Raw genomic sequence first — 16,445 nt, forward strand, 5'->3', positions numbered from 1 at the left:
TCGTCGGACGGTGATGGCTCAAGGTTAACGCGAGCACAGCGGCGTAAAACCCCAGGCGGTTATGTGCGGGCACGCGCGGAAAACAGGAGAGATGGCGGGACGATGAGCAAGCCTGATGAATGTCAGAAACCCCGGACTTCCCTGGACCCGCAGCCGTTTCGGCAGGACCCGGCCAGCGCCGACACCCACGCGCTGATCCTGCGTTATCACCAGGCCTGGCAGCGTCGGGACATCGACACGCTGCTGACGCTGCTCGATCCGCAGGTCGAGTACAACGATTTCTTCCAGGGCCGCCGCATCGCGCCCCACGAGTTGCGTGAATACCTGCTGTCCAGCATGCCGGGGCAGGGCGATGAAACCCAGCACTACGTCGATCGCTTGCGCGTGGACGGCGACACGGCCTTCCTGCAGTACCAGGTAACGTTGCGCGGCACCCGGGGGCTGGTGTCGTTCCAGGCGTGCGAGGCGTTGACCGTGCGGGATGGGCGAGTGGTGCGGGTCAATGAGCATTCGCTGCTGGTGGGGCAGCACAACGGCGCGGCGCCACAATCTGCCTCGCGTGTGGCCCCCAGCCGCCTGGGGTTGTCTGCGCGCCAGTTGAGCGTCCTGGCCGGCGACCTGCTGCAATATTTCCAGACCCGACAGCCTTACCTGAACCCCGACCTGGACATGGCACAGGTGGCCGCCGCCACCGGCTACACGCGCAATCAGATCTCCTTCTTTCTCAATCAGGTACTGGGCTGCAGCTTCTACCAGCACATCAACCAACTGCGCTTGCGCCACTTGCTGGGTCAACTGGAAAACGGCGCAAGCGCAACGAAAGTCGACGATCTGGCCCGCGCCGCAGGGTTTCGCTCGCTGTCGACGTTCTACAAGTGTTTTCGCGAGGAAACCGGGCTGTCTCCGAAGGCGTATCTGGAGCGCCTGGCGCGCACTGCCTGAAGACGGGCAGTGCGCGGCCCGGTTACAGGAATGCGCTCTGCATGATCTGCCGTTGCTGCTCGATATGCATCGCCATGTTGCCAGGTGCCGTGGAAGCACTGGCAGGAGGACCTGCGTAACGCAGCGATGCGTTTTCGGGGATTATGTCGCGCAAATAGTCATCGATGAACGACCAGGCGCCCTGGTTCTTGGGCTCTTCCTGACACCAGATCACCGATTGCAGATTCGGGTAGCAGCCGAGTGCGTCGGCCAGTGCTTCGTATGGAAACGGGAAGAGTTGCTCCATGCGCACGAGGGCGACGTGCTCGGCTTTCTCGCTGCTGCGGTGCGCCAACAGTTCGTAGTGGATTTTTCCCGAGCAGAGAATGACGCAGGTGATCTTGCGCGCTTGGGCGGAGGCTGCCGCGCTGTCGCCGATCACCTCTTGGAACGAGCCGCTGGACAGCGACTGGAGTGTGCTCACGGCTTGCGGATGGCGAAGCAGGGACTTGGGTGACATCACGATCAGTGGCCGGGGCGTAGAGTGAAGTGCCTGTCGGCGCAGGAGATGAAAGAACTGCGCTGGGGTCGTTGGCTGGCAGACCCGCATGTTGTCCTGCGCGCACAGTTGCAGATAACGCTCGAGCCTGGCCGACGCATGCTCGGGGCCCTGGCCGTCCTGGCCATGGGGCAGCAGGAGGGTCAGTGCGCTGTGCTGTCCCCATTTCGCGGCACCGGAGGCAATGAACTGGTCGATGACCACTTGCGCACCGTTGGCGAAGTCTCCGAACTGGGCCTCCCACATCACCAGCGCCTGGGGTTTGCCAAGGGTGTAGCCATACTCAAAACCCAGTACCGCAGCTTCGGACAACACTGAGTTGATCACCGTGAACTCGCCTTGCTGCCCCGCTATGTGGTCCAGCGGGCGGTATTTGCCCTGGCTGCGGACTTCACGATTCTGCGGGTTGAGAACGGCGTGCCGATGCCCGAACGTTCCGCGCTCGCAATCCTCGCCGCTGAGCCTGACCTCAATGCCTTCCGAGAGGACGGAGGCCAATGCCAGGTGTTCGGCCATTCCCCAGTCAAGCGGCCGGGTCCCGGCGGCCATCTCACGACGGGCCCCCGTGACCTTGGCCACAAGGGGGTGCAATTTCAAGCCATCAGGCAGATCGACGATTCGGCTGGCCAGGGTCTTGATCTGTTCCAGTGAGGGGGCCAGATACCCATCCTTTCCCTGAGGGACGAATGATTCGGCGCAGGCCACCACGCTTGCTGGCAACAGGGCTGTGCCGGCTGCCTCAGGCTGAGCGTTGTCCAGCGCGTCGCGGTACGCCTGAGCGACTGACAGCACGTGTGCCTGGGTGATCAGCCCCGATGCCATCAGCTTGTTGGCGTAAAGCTTGAGCGCGCCTGGATGCGTGGCGATCGAGCGGTACATCAACGGTTGGGTCATGTGCGGCGTGTCTTGCTCCTGATGGCCATGGCGCCGGAAACAGACCAGATCAATGACCACGCTTTTGCCGAAGGTCTGGCGATAATCCAGTGCCAGTTGAACAGCGTTGACGACAGCCTCGGGATCGTCGGCGTTGACGTGCAGTACGGGCGCCTCGATGAGCTTGGCAATGTCGGTGCAGAAAAACGACGAGCGTGTTTCCAGAGGATCGGAGGTGGTGAAGCCGATCTGGTTGTTCACCACAACATGGATGGAGCCGCAGGTGCCGTAGCCCCTGGTCGCACTCAGGTTGAGGGTTTCCATGACCACACCCTGGCCGGAGATGGCTGTGTCACCGTGGATTTCCACGGCCAGCACCGCATTGCGCCATGAAGGCGCGTGCTGCACGCCACGGGCACGGGCCATCCCTTGAACCACCGGGTTGACGATCTCCAGGTGCGAGGGATTGAAAGCCAGTTCCACTTTTACCAACCCATGCTCAGTCTTGATGTCGGCGGTGTAGCCCTTGTGATATTTCACGTCGCCTGCCGGGAGACCGTGCGCGGTCTTGTTCTCGAACTCGTCGAACAGGGAGGCGGGTGGTTTGCCCAGCGTGTTCACCAGCACATTCAAGCGTCCGCGATGGGCCATGCCCATGACGATGTTGCTCACACCGGCCTTGGCGCCGTGATGGATGAGTTCGTCGAGCAGGACAATCAACGATTCACCGCCTTCGAGCGAATATCTTTTCTGCCCGCTGTAACGGGCATGCAGGTATTTCTCCAGACCTTCGGCTGCAGACAGACGCTCAAGGATGCGCAGTTTTCGTTCCTGTGTGAGCGTGGATTTAGCCCAGGTGGATTCCAGGCGGTCGATCCACCATTGGCGCTGTAGCGGGTCACTCAGGTACATGAATTCGCTGGCCAGGGTGCCGCAGTAGGTCGTTTCCAGTGCAGACACCAGATCCGAAATCGATGCTGCCCCTCGCCAGAACGCCTGGCCCGCAAACTCGGCTTTAAAAGCAAGGTCGGCGTCGCTCAGTCCATGATATGCAGGCGACAGCTCGGGGCGTGGCGGCACAGGTGCCCACCACAGCGGATCCAGGTTCGCTCTGCGTGCACCGACCGTTCGGTAACTTGCGATCAGCGACTGAGCGGCGAGTTGCAGGCGTGAATTGTCCATGACCGGGAAGCCACTCCCAGATGTCCCGCGCTCAGTATCCCTTGCCACCTGGATGATTCCCTCGATGGCAGCGGCAGGCGCGATGTCTTCGGCATGGTATCCCCCGTGGTCCAGCGACGGGCGAAGTGAATCGAAGTAGTGGCTCCATTGTTCTGATACAACGGTGGGGTCCCTCAAGAACTGTGCGTACAACGCTTCGACGTAGGCGACGTTGCCGCTGTCTAGGGCTGGAGCTTTCTGGCTGTGCATGGTGATCCTCGATGGGCTGAAAATGGCGGCCGGTTTGTCCGGCATTCACGTGCAGGGAGGGTCGGCCCAAGCCGGGCTTGGGGTGGGGCTGTTCAGTCGGTGTTTCCTGTGACTGGGTGGCCGCGCTGCCAGATCGCGTTCACTGCACGCGCAAATAGCGTACTGAGGAACTGAAATCAGTTATGCGATATAATTTATCATCTGAGATGAAATTAATTCACAATTCGGGATGGGTGATGTTCTCGTCAGAGCGGCTCAAAGGCATTGATGTGTTTGTCTGCGTGGCGGACTGCGGCAGTTTCAGACTGGCCGCCGAGCGTTTGAACCTGACCGGCTCGGCGATCAGCAAGAGCATTGCTCGCCTGGAAGGTCGACTCGATATCCGCTTGTTTCATCGCACCACCCGAAGCCTGTCACTGACGGAGGCTGGTGCCGCGTTCTACAAGACCTGCCTCGGTGTGCTGGCCGATCTTGAAGAAGCCGAAGCGGCGCTGCATGAAAATACCGAGCCTTGCGGAGGTATTCGCATCGACCTTTCTGCGTCTTACGGACGGATGCATGCGCTGCCGGTCGTTCTGGACTTCATCGACAAGCACCCGAAACTTTCGCCGCACATCACGTTTTCCAATCGCATCGTGGACCCGGTCGAGGAAGGCATCGATGTCGTGGTTCAGGTCGGAGGACCGGATGTCTGGCCAGCCACGGTGGGGCACCGTTACCTGGGCACCGGACGGCACATCTTCTGCGCATCGCCCGATTACCTGGCAAGGCACGGTACGCCAGGCTCGGAAAGCGAGTTGCGCGACCACTGCTGTGTGGTCTACGGAGATAACGACGGCACGATCCACCCATGGCATTTTCCGGGGGACCGGCCCGGCGTAATCGAGCGCCGGGTCATGCCTGGAAGATTTCGCGTAGGGGACGGGGAAGGCATGGCGGCAGCGGTGGCGGCAGGGTGTGGCGTCGCACAGCTGCCAACATGGCTGATCCAGCGCCAGCTTGAAGAGGGCAGTCTGGTCGAGGTGCTTGTGCATCTGGCGACCGATGGCCTGGCGATCAACCTGGCGTGGAGCAAGAGCCGACAGGCGCTACCTAAGGTGCGCGCCTTGCTGGACAGGCTGGCGGCGAGCCTGTCCGGGGCGGGGAGATTACCAGACGTAAGCCATATCAGCTCTCCGCCAGATCCGCTTCCAGTTCCTCGAACACGGCCGTGACATCTGCCGGGCTGGATGGGCTGTCGAGTTGCAGCATTTCCAGGTTCAGAACCCAATGCAGTCCCGAGCCACGGGACGGTGGCACGGGAAGGATGACGTTGAGGTCCTCAAGGGCTGCTGCCAGTTTGCTGGTGAACGCGGCGCTTTTCCCGGTGACGCGGTAATACGCCGTGCCCATGCCCATGGGGACCGTGCCGCTTGGCACACCTGTGACGCTATTGGCCAGGGGGAACGGGCCGGCGTTGAAGTGTTTCCACAGGACGTCGAGGGTTTCATTCATCTCTTTGATGGTGAAGCGTGGACCGTTTTCCACCTCCAGGCCGGTTGGAGTGAAGCGATAACGAAACGGGTTGCGGCGAGCCAGCGTCTGGCATTCGATCCAGGCGTCGATTGCAGCGGCAGCTTGCGTCGAGGCACTCGCCGTGTGCTGGTTCAGGTCATAGCCGATCATGAACAATGCGGCTTCCAGCGCTCGCAGTCGCAAGGCGGGCGTCGCAAGAGACGGGTCGCTGGTGAACTGGCTGGCCTGGCCTGCGGGTGTGAGCAGTGCAGCTTGCAGTATCCAGCTGGCCTTGAGATTCCACTGGGCGTGAAGCGGCCCGGAGCTGAGCTTCGGAAAGGTCAGCGTACCAGAAGACGGATTGCGGTCTTTCGGCGCAGGGTGGTTGGGCGTGGATTTGGCCGGTGCCCAAGGGAAACCCAGTTCGGCCGGCACAGTGGCCAACTGCCGGGCTTCGCAGAATTTTCTGACGGCCCAGCCCAGCGTGGCAGCGACGCGGCTGTCGTAGATGACGAACCCCTCGCAGAGCAGCGAATAGACTTTGGTCATTCCCGCGTTGAAGCGAAGCTGGCGATCGGTCAGGACGGCGTCGGCCGTGTCTTGCGCATTGATCGCCGCCTGCACGGCCAGCAGGTCCGAGGCGAGCTTCTGGTTGGCGTTGAGCCAGCGCACGTTCCCGGCGACCACGCCGCCCCAGATCATGACGTCGGTGGCTGCGCTACGGACAGCCTGATCGTCGGCGGGCGAGGTGAGTGCGGCATGCAGCGCTTTGCCGAGGGATGTCAGGGTCGCTGCGCTGTGGGCGAAGGTATGGCCGCCGCGATGACGCCAGTGGTACTGGACGTAGGCGTCATACAGGCTCTTGCATTGCCAGGCACCACTGCGACGATTGATGTAGCTGTGGGCGAAGGTCTCGCTGTCGAGGTTGTTGCCCAGCCAGGTCACGAATTGCTGCACCACTGGGAGAGCCAGATAAGACGACTTTTTCACTTCGTACATCCTTGAATGAATTGATTTTTTCCGCAGGTGACGACTGTACCTGCCGAATGTAGGTAATGCCATTTCGCTATTAATCAGAACAGCAGCGTTTCGAACCTTCGCGCAACAGGGCTTCGGGTCCACTGAAGTCAGAACACGTCCTGGGCAATGAGAAGCACGGCTGGGCGTTCAGCGGGAAGAGTCAGGACCGGCGCTTCGAGCCTCGGCGATCATGGCGTCCAGCAGGGCGAGAAATTCGTCGACGTCGATTTCGACGAACTCCCCGCAGGAAGCGGCAATCATCTGCTCGGCAAATTCGTTACTGTATTCCAGGGGTTTATAGTCAGGGTCGGTGTCGTCGAGGGTCTTGAAACACCATTCGCCTTCCTGGACTTCACCGACCAGTCGGCCGAGTTCCTGCAGGCCCAGCAGCGCCGCGTGGTACTGCGCCTGGTCCAGAAAAGGAAAGTCCTGGTCCAGGGCCTGTTTGAGGCGGATGGCGGGTATGCCGCCGACGGCCAGTTCGACGATTTTTTCCTGCAGCGATTGCGTGGGGGGCGTTGCAGCACAGGCTTGACGATTCATGGATATTCCCGTGTGCTGGCGCCATTGAGCGGGTTTGCTTGCCAGCCAGAGCATCAGAACACCAGATAGGGACAGATCGTGTCCGCAACAGGATGACCGTGGAAAATAAATCAGAGTTGTATGATCGCCGTGATTGCCTGCGCAAGATTCTGGCCGATTACAAGGAAGCCCAGCCGACGCCCGTCATTCACAAGCGTCTTTGCGCCGCGTTGGGGCTGGAGAACCACATCCTCAAGACCACTCAACGAGACCTTGAGGCCCTTGAGCGTATTGGCGAAGTCAGGCAGGTCCGGCAGGACTCGGACCAGCGAGCCAATTTCTGGGTGTGGCTGGGGCCTGCCCTCGATCTGACCCTGTTGCCCACCGAGGCCGTGACCTTGTCAGCGATGCTGGATCATGCGGCGAGGCTCGGCATGCAGGCACCGGCGCAGGTTCTGCAGAAATTGCGTGCACATGTCGACAAGGTGATGAGCCGGGTGCCGTTTCGAAAGTTCGACTGGGCAAAACGCATCACCACCGGTACCCGTTTCACGGTGCTGAAGGTCGGGCAATTCGACCCTGCGCATGTCGATAGCATTCATGACGCGCTGTTTTTCAATCAGCCCCTGAAAGTCACCTATCTGCCCAGGGATGCAGGTGGCGTCGAATGTGTCTACCACCTCAAGCCCCTGGCGCTTTCCTATCAGGATTCCAACATCTACCTGTCGGCCTACGTGCTGGAGGAAGAGTGGCCCGAAGGCTGCGAACCGCAACCGGGCGCCAGGCGAGGCAAGTACAGCAGCAATGGGCCTGGGACGTTCTGTGCACTGATGTTGCACCGAGTCGTGGCGATTGAAGACAGCAGCCTGTACATCCCGGACCCTGAAGACTTCGATGTCAATTCCCTTGAAGCGCAGCGGCATCTCATGACCATTCACGCCGATGAGCCCGTGGAACTCAGACTCAGGCTGGGCGCCAACCTGCACAACAGGCTCAGCGAAAACCCGCTGGCAGACCAGCAGGTCCTCACCCCACTGGCCGATGGCAAGTGGGAGCTGCGCTGCTCGATTCTCGACACCCAGGGCTTGCGCCTGTTTTTGCTGGCCAACGCGGACGAGATCGAGGTACTTGCGCCCCCCGTCATTCGCGCCCATGTGCGTGATGCCGTGCGCCAGGCCGCAAGTTTTTACGCCGAAGATCCGACCCCCTGACGGGGCAGATGACCATTTGCGCCAACAGCGCCTGGCTTGATGGCTCCCCTGATCTGCCGTCAAGTGCAGGCAGCAGGATGCTTCAGCGCTCGCCGCGCACTTGCAATCGGTAGGCTATGGTTCAAGCGGGCGCACGCGTCCTGATGGTTGTGAATGGAAAATAAAAAAGGACAGGTCATGCATTCATCCGCTATTTCTCGTCCGGCCGCGCCTGGCCGTTCGCTGCTTCTTTCAATGGGCCTGCTTGCGGCGGGCATCTCCTCGGCCGCCCTGGCCGATGACTACCCACACGCGCAGGAACCCATCGGGACCGTGGAGCAGATCTATGACGGCGCCATGTTCCCGGATCTGGCGGTCAGTACCTACCGCAACATCGACCGGCTGTTTCCCACGCACCTGATCAAGGCCGGCAATCATCCCTATGCGCTGGCCCGATCAGACAAACAGTTGCCCAACGTTCGCTTCACCTTCGAGGACAAGAAGTACGATCTCTATGACTACGTCGCACTCAACAGCGTGACTGCGATGCTGGTGCTCAAGGACGGCAAGATCGTGTTCGAGAACTACCAGCGCGGCAACACCGAGAAGACCCGCTGGATGTCGATGTCGATGGCCAAGTCCATCACCTCGACGCTTGCGGGTGCAGCGATCAAGGACGGGCTTATCAAGGGCCTCGATGCGCAAGTGGTGGATTACGTCCCGCAGCTCAAGGGCAGCGCCTACGAAGGCGTGACCCTGCGCAATGTGCTGATGATGTCTTCGGGGGTGAAGTGGAACGAGACCTACACCGATCCGGCGTCCGACCGCCGCGCGCTGTTGAACGCGCAGATATCCCAGAAGCCTCATTCGGCCATGGCGTTGATGGCCAGTTTGCCGCGCGCGGCTGAGCCCGGCACGACTAATAACTACAGTACGGGTGAAACCCAGGTACTCGGTGAAATCGTTCGTGGCGCCGTGAAGATGCCGCTGGCCGATTACCTGTCGCAGAAGATCTGGCAGCCGTTCGGCATGGAGAGCGACGCCCGCTGGTGGCTCGATTCGCCCGATGGCGTGGAAATCGGTGGCAGCGGCATCAGCGCCACGCTGCGTGACTACGGACGCTTCGGGCTGTTCTTCATGAACGGCGGCAAGATCAACGACGCCTCGATCCTGCCCGAAGGCTGGGTCAAGGAAGCGACCCTGCCGACCACCCTGAAAAACGGCAAGTCCCTGGACTACGGCTACATGTGGTGGACGGCTTGGACCGAGCCGTCGGTGAAAGACGGCGCCTATGCAGCGATCGGTATCCAGGGCCAGAACATCTACCTCAACCCGGCCAATAACGTGGTGATTGTCACCTTCGGTGCCCAGCCCAAGCCCACGGATAAAGAGCCAGTGGACCCCATGGTGTTCTTCGATGCCGTGGTCGCTGCCTTGAAGTGACAGCGCGCCTGGCAGGGCGATGGAAGGTCATACAGCTTCGCATCGCCCTGCCATGTGCTCACATCCTGAGCACATAATACTGCCTTAACCCTGATCCGCTGTTATTGCCTCCACGCGATCCCCGATTTGTCAGGGCCGTTGTCAGTCATTACAGTGCTGCGATATGAAACGTTACCTGCGGTTCTGCCTCATTCTCATGCTCAGCCTCGCGCTTCCCCTCACCGGGATGGCGGGTGTTCAGGCGCCAACGGAACCCTGCCCGATGAAATCCATGGGCATGGCGATGATGGATGGCATGGGGATGGACTGCTGTAACGACAGCCACGACCTGAAAAACCCTGCCGATCACGGCAAGCCATGCAAGCCGGGCCAGGAGTGCAAGACTGGCGGCATGCTGGAAGTCTCGGTGTTCAAACCGCCTGTGACGCCGCTGGTTCCGGTCGTGTTTTCGCTGGTCAGCGATGCTTCTGTTACCCAGCCTCCTTCCGGGGTGTGGCGACCGCCCCGCGCCTGATTCCTGTTCGACATTGAGCCCCGCTTCGCCAAGGCGAAGCGGACTGCCTGCGCGTGTCTGTTTTTCCCGCGCAGTGAATGAACTCAGGAATCAACAACATGAACGCCAAGTGCTATTGCACCGGCTGGCCTCTGGTGGCCGGTCTGGTGGCAAGCGTGATGGCATGGCCGGGTTTCGCTGCCACCCTGACGCTCGATGAAGCGTTACGGCTGGCAGATACCCAGGCGCCTTCGCTTGTCGCACAAGATGCCAACATCCAGGCCGCCAGCAGCGCGGCCGTCCCCGCTGGAGAACTGCCCGACCCCAAGCTGCTGGCAGGCTTGCAGAACTACCCCGTGGGCGGCCCGGATCGCTGGAGCGTCAACGATGACTTCATGACCATGCAAATGATCGGGGTCAGACAGGAAGTACCCAATCGCGACAAGCGCAACGCCCGGATCGAGGTCGCCAATGCGGCTGTTGAGCGGGCTGCGGCAGAGCGCCAGGTCGAGCGCCTCAACGTGCGTCAGTCGACGGCGATGGCGTGGATCAGCCGCTATTCGGTCGAGCGCAAGGACGCGCTGTTTCAGGACTTCTACAAGGAAAACCGGCTGCTGGCCGACACCGTCAAGGCGCAGATCGCCGCCGGTCGCGCGCAGCCTGCCGATGCCGTGACGCCCAGGCAGGAAGCGACGCTGCTCGCCGAGCAGCAGGATGACCTCAACCTCAAGCGAACCCAGGCTCGTGCGGCGCTCAAGCGCTGGATCGGCGCAGCAGGTGACGAGGAACCGGCGGGCAGCCTGCCGGACTGGCCCGTCGATGGAGCCGGCTATTCGCACTCCCTGCAGCACCATCCGGAGCTGGCGGCGTTTGCCCCGATGACGCGCCAGGCGCAGGCGAGGGTGAAGGAAGCCATCGCCGAGAAACGTCCGGACTGGAGTTGGGAGCTGGACTATCAGCACCGCAATCGTCAATTCGGCGACATGGTCAGCGTGCAGTTCTCGTGGGATCTGCCGCTGTTTCCGGACTCCCGGCAAAACCCGAGGATCGCCGCCAGGCAAGCCGAACTCAGCCAGATCGAGGCGCAACGCGACGCCTTGTCCCGTGAGCACCGTGCCGAACTGGAAAGCGAACTGGCCGACTACCAGCGACTGAGCCGTGCGGTGCAGCGCAACCGTGAAAGCCTGGTGCCGCTGGCCGAGCAGAAGGTCGAACTGGGCCTTGCGAGCTATCGGGCCGGCAAAGGCGATCTGAATGCGGTCATCGCGGCCCGTCGTGAACTCATCGAAGCGCGACTCAAGCAGATCGACGTCGAGGAACAGCGAGCCCTGACCAGTGCCCGCCTGTATTTTACCTATGGGGAACCGCGTTCATGAACAAGCCGTGGAATGCAGTGGTGCTGGCGGGGTTGTCCCTGGCCGTGGGTCTGGGGCTGGGAGCAGCGGGGGGATACGGGTTCGCAGGCCAGCCGGACAGTGGTCTGCCATCACCCGAGGTTGCAAGTGCGCCGCAGGAATCGAAGGAACGCCAGGCGCTGTACTGGTACGACCCCATGTACCCCCAGCAAAAGTTCGACAAGCCGGGCAAGTCGCCTTTCATGGACATGCAACTGGTGCCCCGATATGCCGAGGGCTCAGGGGATGCGGCTGCCGTGAGCATTGATCCCGGCCTGACCCAGAACCTTGGGTTGCGGCTGGGCGTGGTGTCCCGTGGCGTCGTTGATTCAACCCTCGACGTCACCGGGGTGCTGGGCTTCAACGAGCGCGATATCGCCGTGGTTCAGGCCCGCACCAACGGGTTTGTCGAGCGGGTCTACGCCCATGCCCCCGGTGATGTGGTGGCGGTGAATGCGCCGCTGGCCGATATCCTGGTGCCGGACTGGGCCGCTGCCCAGACCGAGTTCGTGGCGCTCAAGGCCCAGGGCGACGAAGCGCTGCTGAGCGCGGCGCGGCAACGGCTTCGTCTGACCGGCATGCCGCCGGCCTTGATCGCGCAGGTCGAGCGCAGCGGCAAGGTTCAGCCCTTGCTGACCCTCACCAGCCCCATGGGTGGTGTGCTGCAGGAGTTGGATCTGCGCGTCGGCATGACCCTGGCGACGGGGCAGACGCTGGCGCGCATCAACGGGCTGGACAGCGTCTGGCTGGCGGTGGCCGTCCCGGAATCCGAAGCCGGTGCCGTCGTGACCGGGCAAAGCGTTGAAGCCCGCCTGCCGGCGTTTCCGGGAAAGACCCTGGCTGGCAAGGTCAGTGCGATTCTGCCGCAGACCAATCCGGACACCCGCACCCTTCGCGTGCGGGTGGAGCTGCCCAATCCGGACGGGCAACTCAGGCCCGGCCTGACGGCCCAGGTGCGCCTGCACCATCCCGGCGAGCAGAGCGTGCTGTGGGTGCCCAGCGAAGCGGTGATTCGTACCGGGCGCCGGGCGTTGGTCATGCTGGCGGAAGACGCAGGCAAGTATCGTCCGGTGGAAGTGCAGTTGGGGCAGGAGAGTGACGGCAGGACTGTCATCACCCAAGGCCTGGAGGAGGGGCAGAAGGTCGTTGCCTCCGGCCAGTTCCTGCTGGATTCGGAGGCCAGCCTCAAGGGCATCACCGCGCCATCCCGTGACATGGGGGCCCGACCATGATTGCCGCCGTTATCAGATGGTCAGTCGCCAATCGCTTCCTGGTGCTGCTGGCGACGATGTTCGTGACCGCCTGGGGGCTCTGGTCGCTGAGCAATACGCCCATCGACGCACTGCCGGACCTTTCGGATGTGCAGGTGATCATCCGCACCCCCTATGCGGGGCAGGCGCCGCAGATCGTCGAGAATCAGGTGACCTATCCGTTGTCCACGACCATGCTTTCGGTGCCGGGGGCCAGGACGGTGCGGGGCTATTCGTTCTTCGGCGACAGTTTCGTCTACGTGTTGTTCGAGGACGGCACCGATCCGTACTGGGCCCGCTCGCGCGTGCTGGAATACCTGAGCCAGGTGCAGAGCCGCCTGCCAGCGAACGCCAAACCTGCGCTGGGCCCGGATGCCACCGGTGTCGGCTGGATTTTCCAGTATGCCCTGGTGGATCGCACTGGCGGCCATGATCTGGCGCAATTGCGTGCCCTGCAGGACTGGTTCCTCAAGTTCGAACTCAAGACCCTGCCCAACGTCGCCGAGGTCGCGACGGTCGGCGGCATGGTCAGGCAGTACCAGGTGCTGCTCGATCCCGTGCGGCTGGCCAGCCTCGGCATCACCCAGGCGGACGTCAGTGCGGCCATCGGCAAGGCCAACCAGGAAACGGGAGGCGCGGTGCTGGAGATGGCGGAAACCGAGTTCATCGTCAGGGCCTCCGGTTATCTGAAAACCCTCGATGATTTTCGCGCCATCCCGCTGAAGCTTGGGGCGGGCGGGGTGCCTGTCACCCTGGGTGATGTCGCCACGGTCCAGCTCGGGCCGGAAATGCGCCGTGGCATCAGCGAACTCGACGGCCAGGGTGAAACCGTGGGCGGCGTCGTGGTGCTGCGCAGCGGCAAGAACGCCCGGGAGACCATCGCGGCGGTCAAGGTCAAGCTTGAACAGCTCAAACGCAGCTTGCCGGCAGGGGTGGAGATTGTCACCACCTACGACCGCAGCAAGTTGATCGACCGCGCGGTGGAGAATCTCAGCCACAAGCTGATCGAGGAGTTCATCGTGGTCGCCCTGGTGTGCGGGGTTTTCCTGTGGCACCTGCGATCCTCGCTGGTGGCGATCATCTCCTTGCCGGTGGGCGTGTTGATTGCGTTTATCGTCATGCGCCATCAAGGGATCAACGCCAATATCATGTCGCTGGGCGGCATCGCCATCGCCATTGGTGCGATGGTCGATGCCGCCGTGGTGATGATCGAGAACGCCCACAAGAAGGTTGAAGCCTGGCACCTCGCCCATCCCGGGCAGGTGTTGAAGGGGCCGGAGCATTGGCGGGTGATGACCGAAGCGGCAACCGAAGTCGGCCCTGCGCTGTTTTTCTGCCTGCTCATCATCACCTTGTCGTTCATTCCGGTGTTCACCCTTGAAGCCCAGGAAGGGCGGCTGTTCGGGCCGCTGGCGTTTACCAAGACCTACGCCATGGCGGCAGCGGCGGGCTTGTCCGTGACCCTGGTGCCGGTGCTGATGGGCTACTGGATTCGCGGGCGGCTTCCCGATGAGCAGCGCAACCCGCTGAACCGGTTGCTGGTCGGGATCTACCGGCCGGCGCTGGATGCCGTCCTGAATCGTCCCAGGACGACCCTGCTGATCGCAGCCCTGGTGTTCGCCAGCGTGCTGTGGCCACTGTCGCGATTGGGCGGCGAGTTTCTTCCGCCGCTGGACGAAGGGGATCTGCTGTATATGCCGTCGGCGCTTCCAGGCCTGTCGGCGCAGAAGGCTGCGCAGTTGTTGCAACAGACGGATCGGTTGATCAAGACCATTCCCGAGGTCGAGCACGTGTCCGGCAAGGCCGGTCGCGCTGAAAGCGCCACGGACCCTGCACCGCTGGAGATGTTTGAAACCACCATTGCATTCAAGCCTCGGGAGCAATGGCGGCCGGGCATGACCCCGCAGAAACTGGTGGAAGAACTGGACCGCGTGGTGCGGGTTCCAGGGCTGACCAACATCTGGATTCCGCCGATCCGTAACCGCATCGACATGCTCGCCACCGGGATCAAGAGCCCCATTGGCGTGAAGGTCGCGGGGACGGACCTGACCCAGATCGATGCCGCGACCCAGGCCGTGGAACGGGTGGCCAAGACCGTGCCCGGCATCAGTTCGGCGCTGGCAGAACGGCTCACGGGCGGGCGCTACATCGACGTCGATATCGACCGCAAGGCAGCCGCGCGTTACGGGCTGAACATCGCCGACGTGCAATCCATCGTGTCCGGAGCCATTGGCGGGGAAAACGTCGGCGAAACCATTGAAGGGCTGGCGCGTTTCCCCATCAATCTGCGTTACCCGCGGGAATGGCGTGATTCGGTCGGCGCGCTTGAACAGTTGCCGATCTACACGCCTCAGGGCAGCCAGATCACCCTGGGCACGGTGGCGAAGATCAAGGTCACAGACGGCCCTCCCATGCTCAAGAGCGAGAACGCACGGCCTTCCGGCTGGGTGTACATCGATGTACGCGGCAGGGACCTGGCTTCGGTGGTCGGCGATCTGCGCCAGGTCATCGGGCAGCAGGTCACCTTGCAGCCGGGGATGAGCCTGAGCTATTCGGGCCAGTTCGAGTTCCTTGAACGGGCCAATGCGCGGCTGAAGCTGGTCGTCCCGGCGACTCTGCTGATCATCTTCGTGCTGCTGTACCTGACCTTTTCCCGAATCGATGAGGCGCTGCTGATCATGGCCACGCTCCCGTTCGCGCTCACCGGCGGGGCCTGGTTCCTCTATCTGCTCGGCTTCAACCTGTCGGTCGCCACGGGGGTTGGCTTCATTGCACTGGCCGGGGTTTCTGCCGAGTTCGGCGTGATCATGCTGCTGTACCTGAAGAATGCTTGGGCAGAGCGGCAAAGCCTGGGCGAGGGCTCGGAGTCAGGGCTGATCGAAGCGATTCGCCAGGGCGCCGTACAGCGTGTGCGGCCCAAGGCGATGACGGTGGCGGTCATTCTCGCCGGCCTGCTGCCGATCCTGTCCGGCAGCGGATCGGGCGGCGAAGTCATGAGCCGCATCGCCGCGCCGATGGTCGGCGGCATGGTCACTGCTCCGCTGCTTTCACTCTTCGTATTACCAGCCGCCTATCGCCTGATGCGGCGCAGGCAGCTGTCTGGCAATCACTCGTCCTGACGACGGGTGTAGTGCAGCAGGCGGTCGGTTTCGGTCTTGACCACCAGGTAGCACTCGCAACTCAGGCGCTCCAGTCGCGGACGGTCGAGCACCGTAATCTGTCCGCGGCTGTATTCGATGACGCCCTGGCGTTGCAGTTTACCCGCTGCTTCCGTCACGCCTTCGCGACGTACGCCGAGCATGTTGGCGATCAGTTCCTGCGTCATGTTCAGGCGATTGCCCTGCAGGCGATCCAGTGACAGCAGCAGCCAGCGGCACAGCTGCTGGTCGATGGAGTGGTGACGGTTGCACAGCGCGGTCTGCGACATCTGGGTGATCAGCGCTTGGGTATAGCGCAGCATCAGCAGGAGCAGATCGCCGTGGCGGTTGAACTCCTTCTTCAGTTTCTGCCCGGGAAGCCTGAACGCCACCCCCGCACTCTGCACCACGGCGCGGCTGGAGGTGCTCTCGCCACCCATGAACAGCGCGATTCCGATCAGCCCCTCATTGCCCACCACCGCGATCTCGGCGGACGAGCCGTTTTCCGTGACATGCAGCAGCGACACGATCGAGTCGGTGGGGAAATACACGTGGCGCAGGGTATCGCCCGGTTCATACAGCACATCGCCCAAGGCCAGCGGCACCTGCTCCAGATGAGGCGCCAGGCGCTTGAGGTCGTCCGCCGGGAGCGCGGCGAGCAGGTGGTTGTCGCTGGGCTGGGGTGGGGCAGGCATGGCAGGGCACCGTGATCAAGGAT

12 protein-coding genes are annotated in these 16,445 nt (G+C 62.3%); 8 read left to right on the top strand and 4 right to left on the bottom strand.

The window, feature by feature from the left end:
• The first annotated feature begins 102 nt into the window (after window positions 1-102).
• Window positions 103-942: a helix-turn-helix domain-containing protein gene (locus ACIPO9_RS09065; protein ID WP_400780212.1), complete on the top strand. Its 840-nt coding sequence runs from the start codon at window positions 103-105 to the stop codon at window positions 940-942.
• 22 nt (window positions 943-964) lie between these two features.
• On the opposite strand, the gene ACIPO9_RS09070 is transcribed toward ACIPO9_RS09065, so the two are convergent.
• Window positions 965-3,784 carry a 2-oxoglutarate dehydrogenase E1 component gene (locus ACIPO9_RS09070; protein WP_400780214.1) on the bottom strand — a complete coding sequence of 940 codons (2,820 nt, stop codon included), beginning with the start codon at window positions 3,782-3,784 and terminating at the stop codon, window positions 965-967.
• Window positions 3,785-4,020: 236 nt separating this feature from the next.
• Here ACIPO9_RS09070 and ACIPO9_RS09075 point away from each other — a divergent pair, with 236 nt between their 5' ends.
• On the top strand, window positions 4,021-4,998 hold the full coding sequence (locus tag ACIPO9_RS09075) for a LysR family transcriptional regulator (RefSeq protein ID WP_400780525.1): 978 nt from the start codon (window positions 4,021-4,023) through the stop codon (window positions 4,996-4,998).
• Here the strand turns inward: ACIPO9_RS09075 and ACIPO9_RS09080 are convergent.
• The gene (locus ACIPO9_RS09080) at window positions 4,952-6,268 is read right to left on the bottom strand and encodes a hypothetical protein (protein ID WP_400780216.1); all 1,317 of its coding nucleotides are present in this window, start codon (window positions 6,266-6,268) and stop codon (window positions 4,952-4,954) included. The two genes, ACIPO9_RS09075 and ACIPO9_RS09080, sit on opposite strands and share 47 nt — an antisense overlap.
• Window positions 6,269-6,445: 177 nt before the next feature.
• Complete coding sequence (locus tag ACIPO9_RS09085; RefSeq protein ID WP_400780218.1) at window positions 6,446-6,841, bottom strand: hypothetical protein; 396 nt, start codon at window positions 6,839-6,841, stop codon at window positions 6,446-6,448.
• 98 nt (window positions 6,842-6,939) lie between these two features.
• Between ACIPO9_RS09085 and ACIPO9_RS09090 the strand changes: the two genes are divergently transcribed.
• The 6 genes from ACIPO9_RS09090 to ACIPO9_RS09115 all read left to right on the top strand — a co-directional run bounded on the left by ACIPO9_RS09090 (window position 6,940) and on the right by ACIPO9_RS09115 (window position 15,709).
• The gene (locus ACIPO9_RS09090; RefSeq protein ID WP_400780220.1) at window positions 6,940-8,031 is read left to right on the top strand and encodes a helix-turn-helix transcriptional regulator; all 1,092 of its coding nucleotides are present in this window, start codon (window positions 6,940-6,942) and stop codon (window positions 8,029-8,031) included.
• A gap of 177 nt (window positions 8,032-8,208) precedes the next feature.
• Window positions 8,209-9,453 (top strand): serine hydrolase domain-containing protein, encoded by a 1,245-nt coding sequence (locus tag ACIPO9_RS09095; RefSeq protein ID WP_400780221.1) that lies wholly within the window; start codon window positions 8,209-8,211, stop codon window positions 9,451-9,453.
• Between the two features lie 163 nt (window positions 9,454-9,616).
• Window positions 9,617-9,967 carry a hypothetical protein gene (locus ACIPO9_RS09100; RefSeq protein WP_400608193.1) on the top strand — a complete coding sequence of 117 codons (351 nt, stop codon included), beginning with the start codon at window positions 9,617-9,619 and terminating at the stop codon, window positions 9,965-9,967.
• Window positions 9,968-10,065: 98 nt separating this feature from the next.
• Entirely contained in the window at window positions 10,066-11,322 is a 1,257-nt protein-coding gene (locus ACIPO9_RS09105; protein WP_400780223.1) for a TolC family protein, read from the top strand.
• Entirely contained in the window at window positions 11,319-12,572 is a 1,254-nt protein-coding gene (locus ACIPO9_RS09110) for an efflux RND transporter periplasmic adaptor subunit (RefSeq protein WP_400780225.1), read from the top strand. Before ACIPO9_RS09105 ends, ACIPO9_RS09110 begins: the two co-directional genes overlap by 4 nt.
• Entirely contained in the window at window positions 12,569-15,709 is a 3,141-nt protein-coding gene (locus ACIPO9_RS09115) for an efflux RND transporter permease subunit (RefSeq protein ID WP_400780227.1), read from the top strand. Before ACIPO9_RS09110 ends, ACIPO9_RS09115 begins: the two co-directional genes overlap by 4 nt.
• Here the strand turns inward: ACIPO9_RS09115 and ACIPO9_RS09120 are convergent.
• Window positions 15,697-16,422: a Crp/Fnr family transcriptional regulator gene (locus ACIPO9_RS09120; protein WP_274130499.1), complete on the bottom strand. Its 726-nt coding sequence runs from the start codon at window positions 16,420-16,422 to the stop codon at window positions 15,697-15,699. The genes ACIPO9_RS09115 and ACIPO9_RS09120 overlap by 13 nt on opposite strands.
• Window positions 16,423-16,445: the final 23 nt, after the last annotated feature.

The sequence above is a fragment of the Pseudomonas sp. NPDC090203 genome, assembly GCF_044746765.1.
GTDB classification, from domain to species: Bacteria; Pseudomonadota; Gammaproteobacteria; order Pseudomonadales; family Pseudomonadaceae; genus Aquipseudomonas; species Aquipseudomonas putida_AD.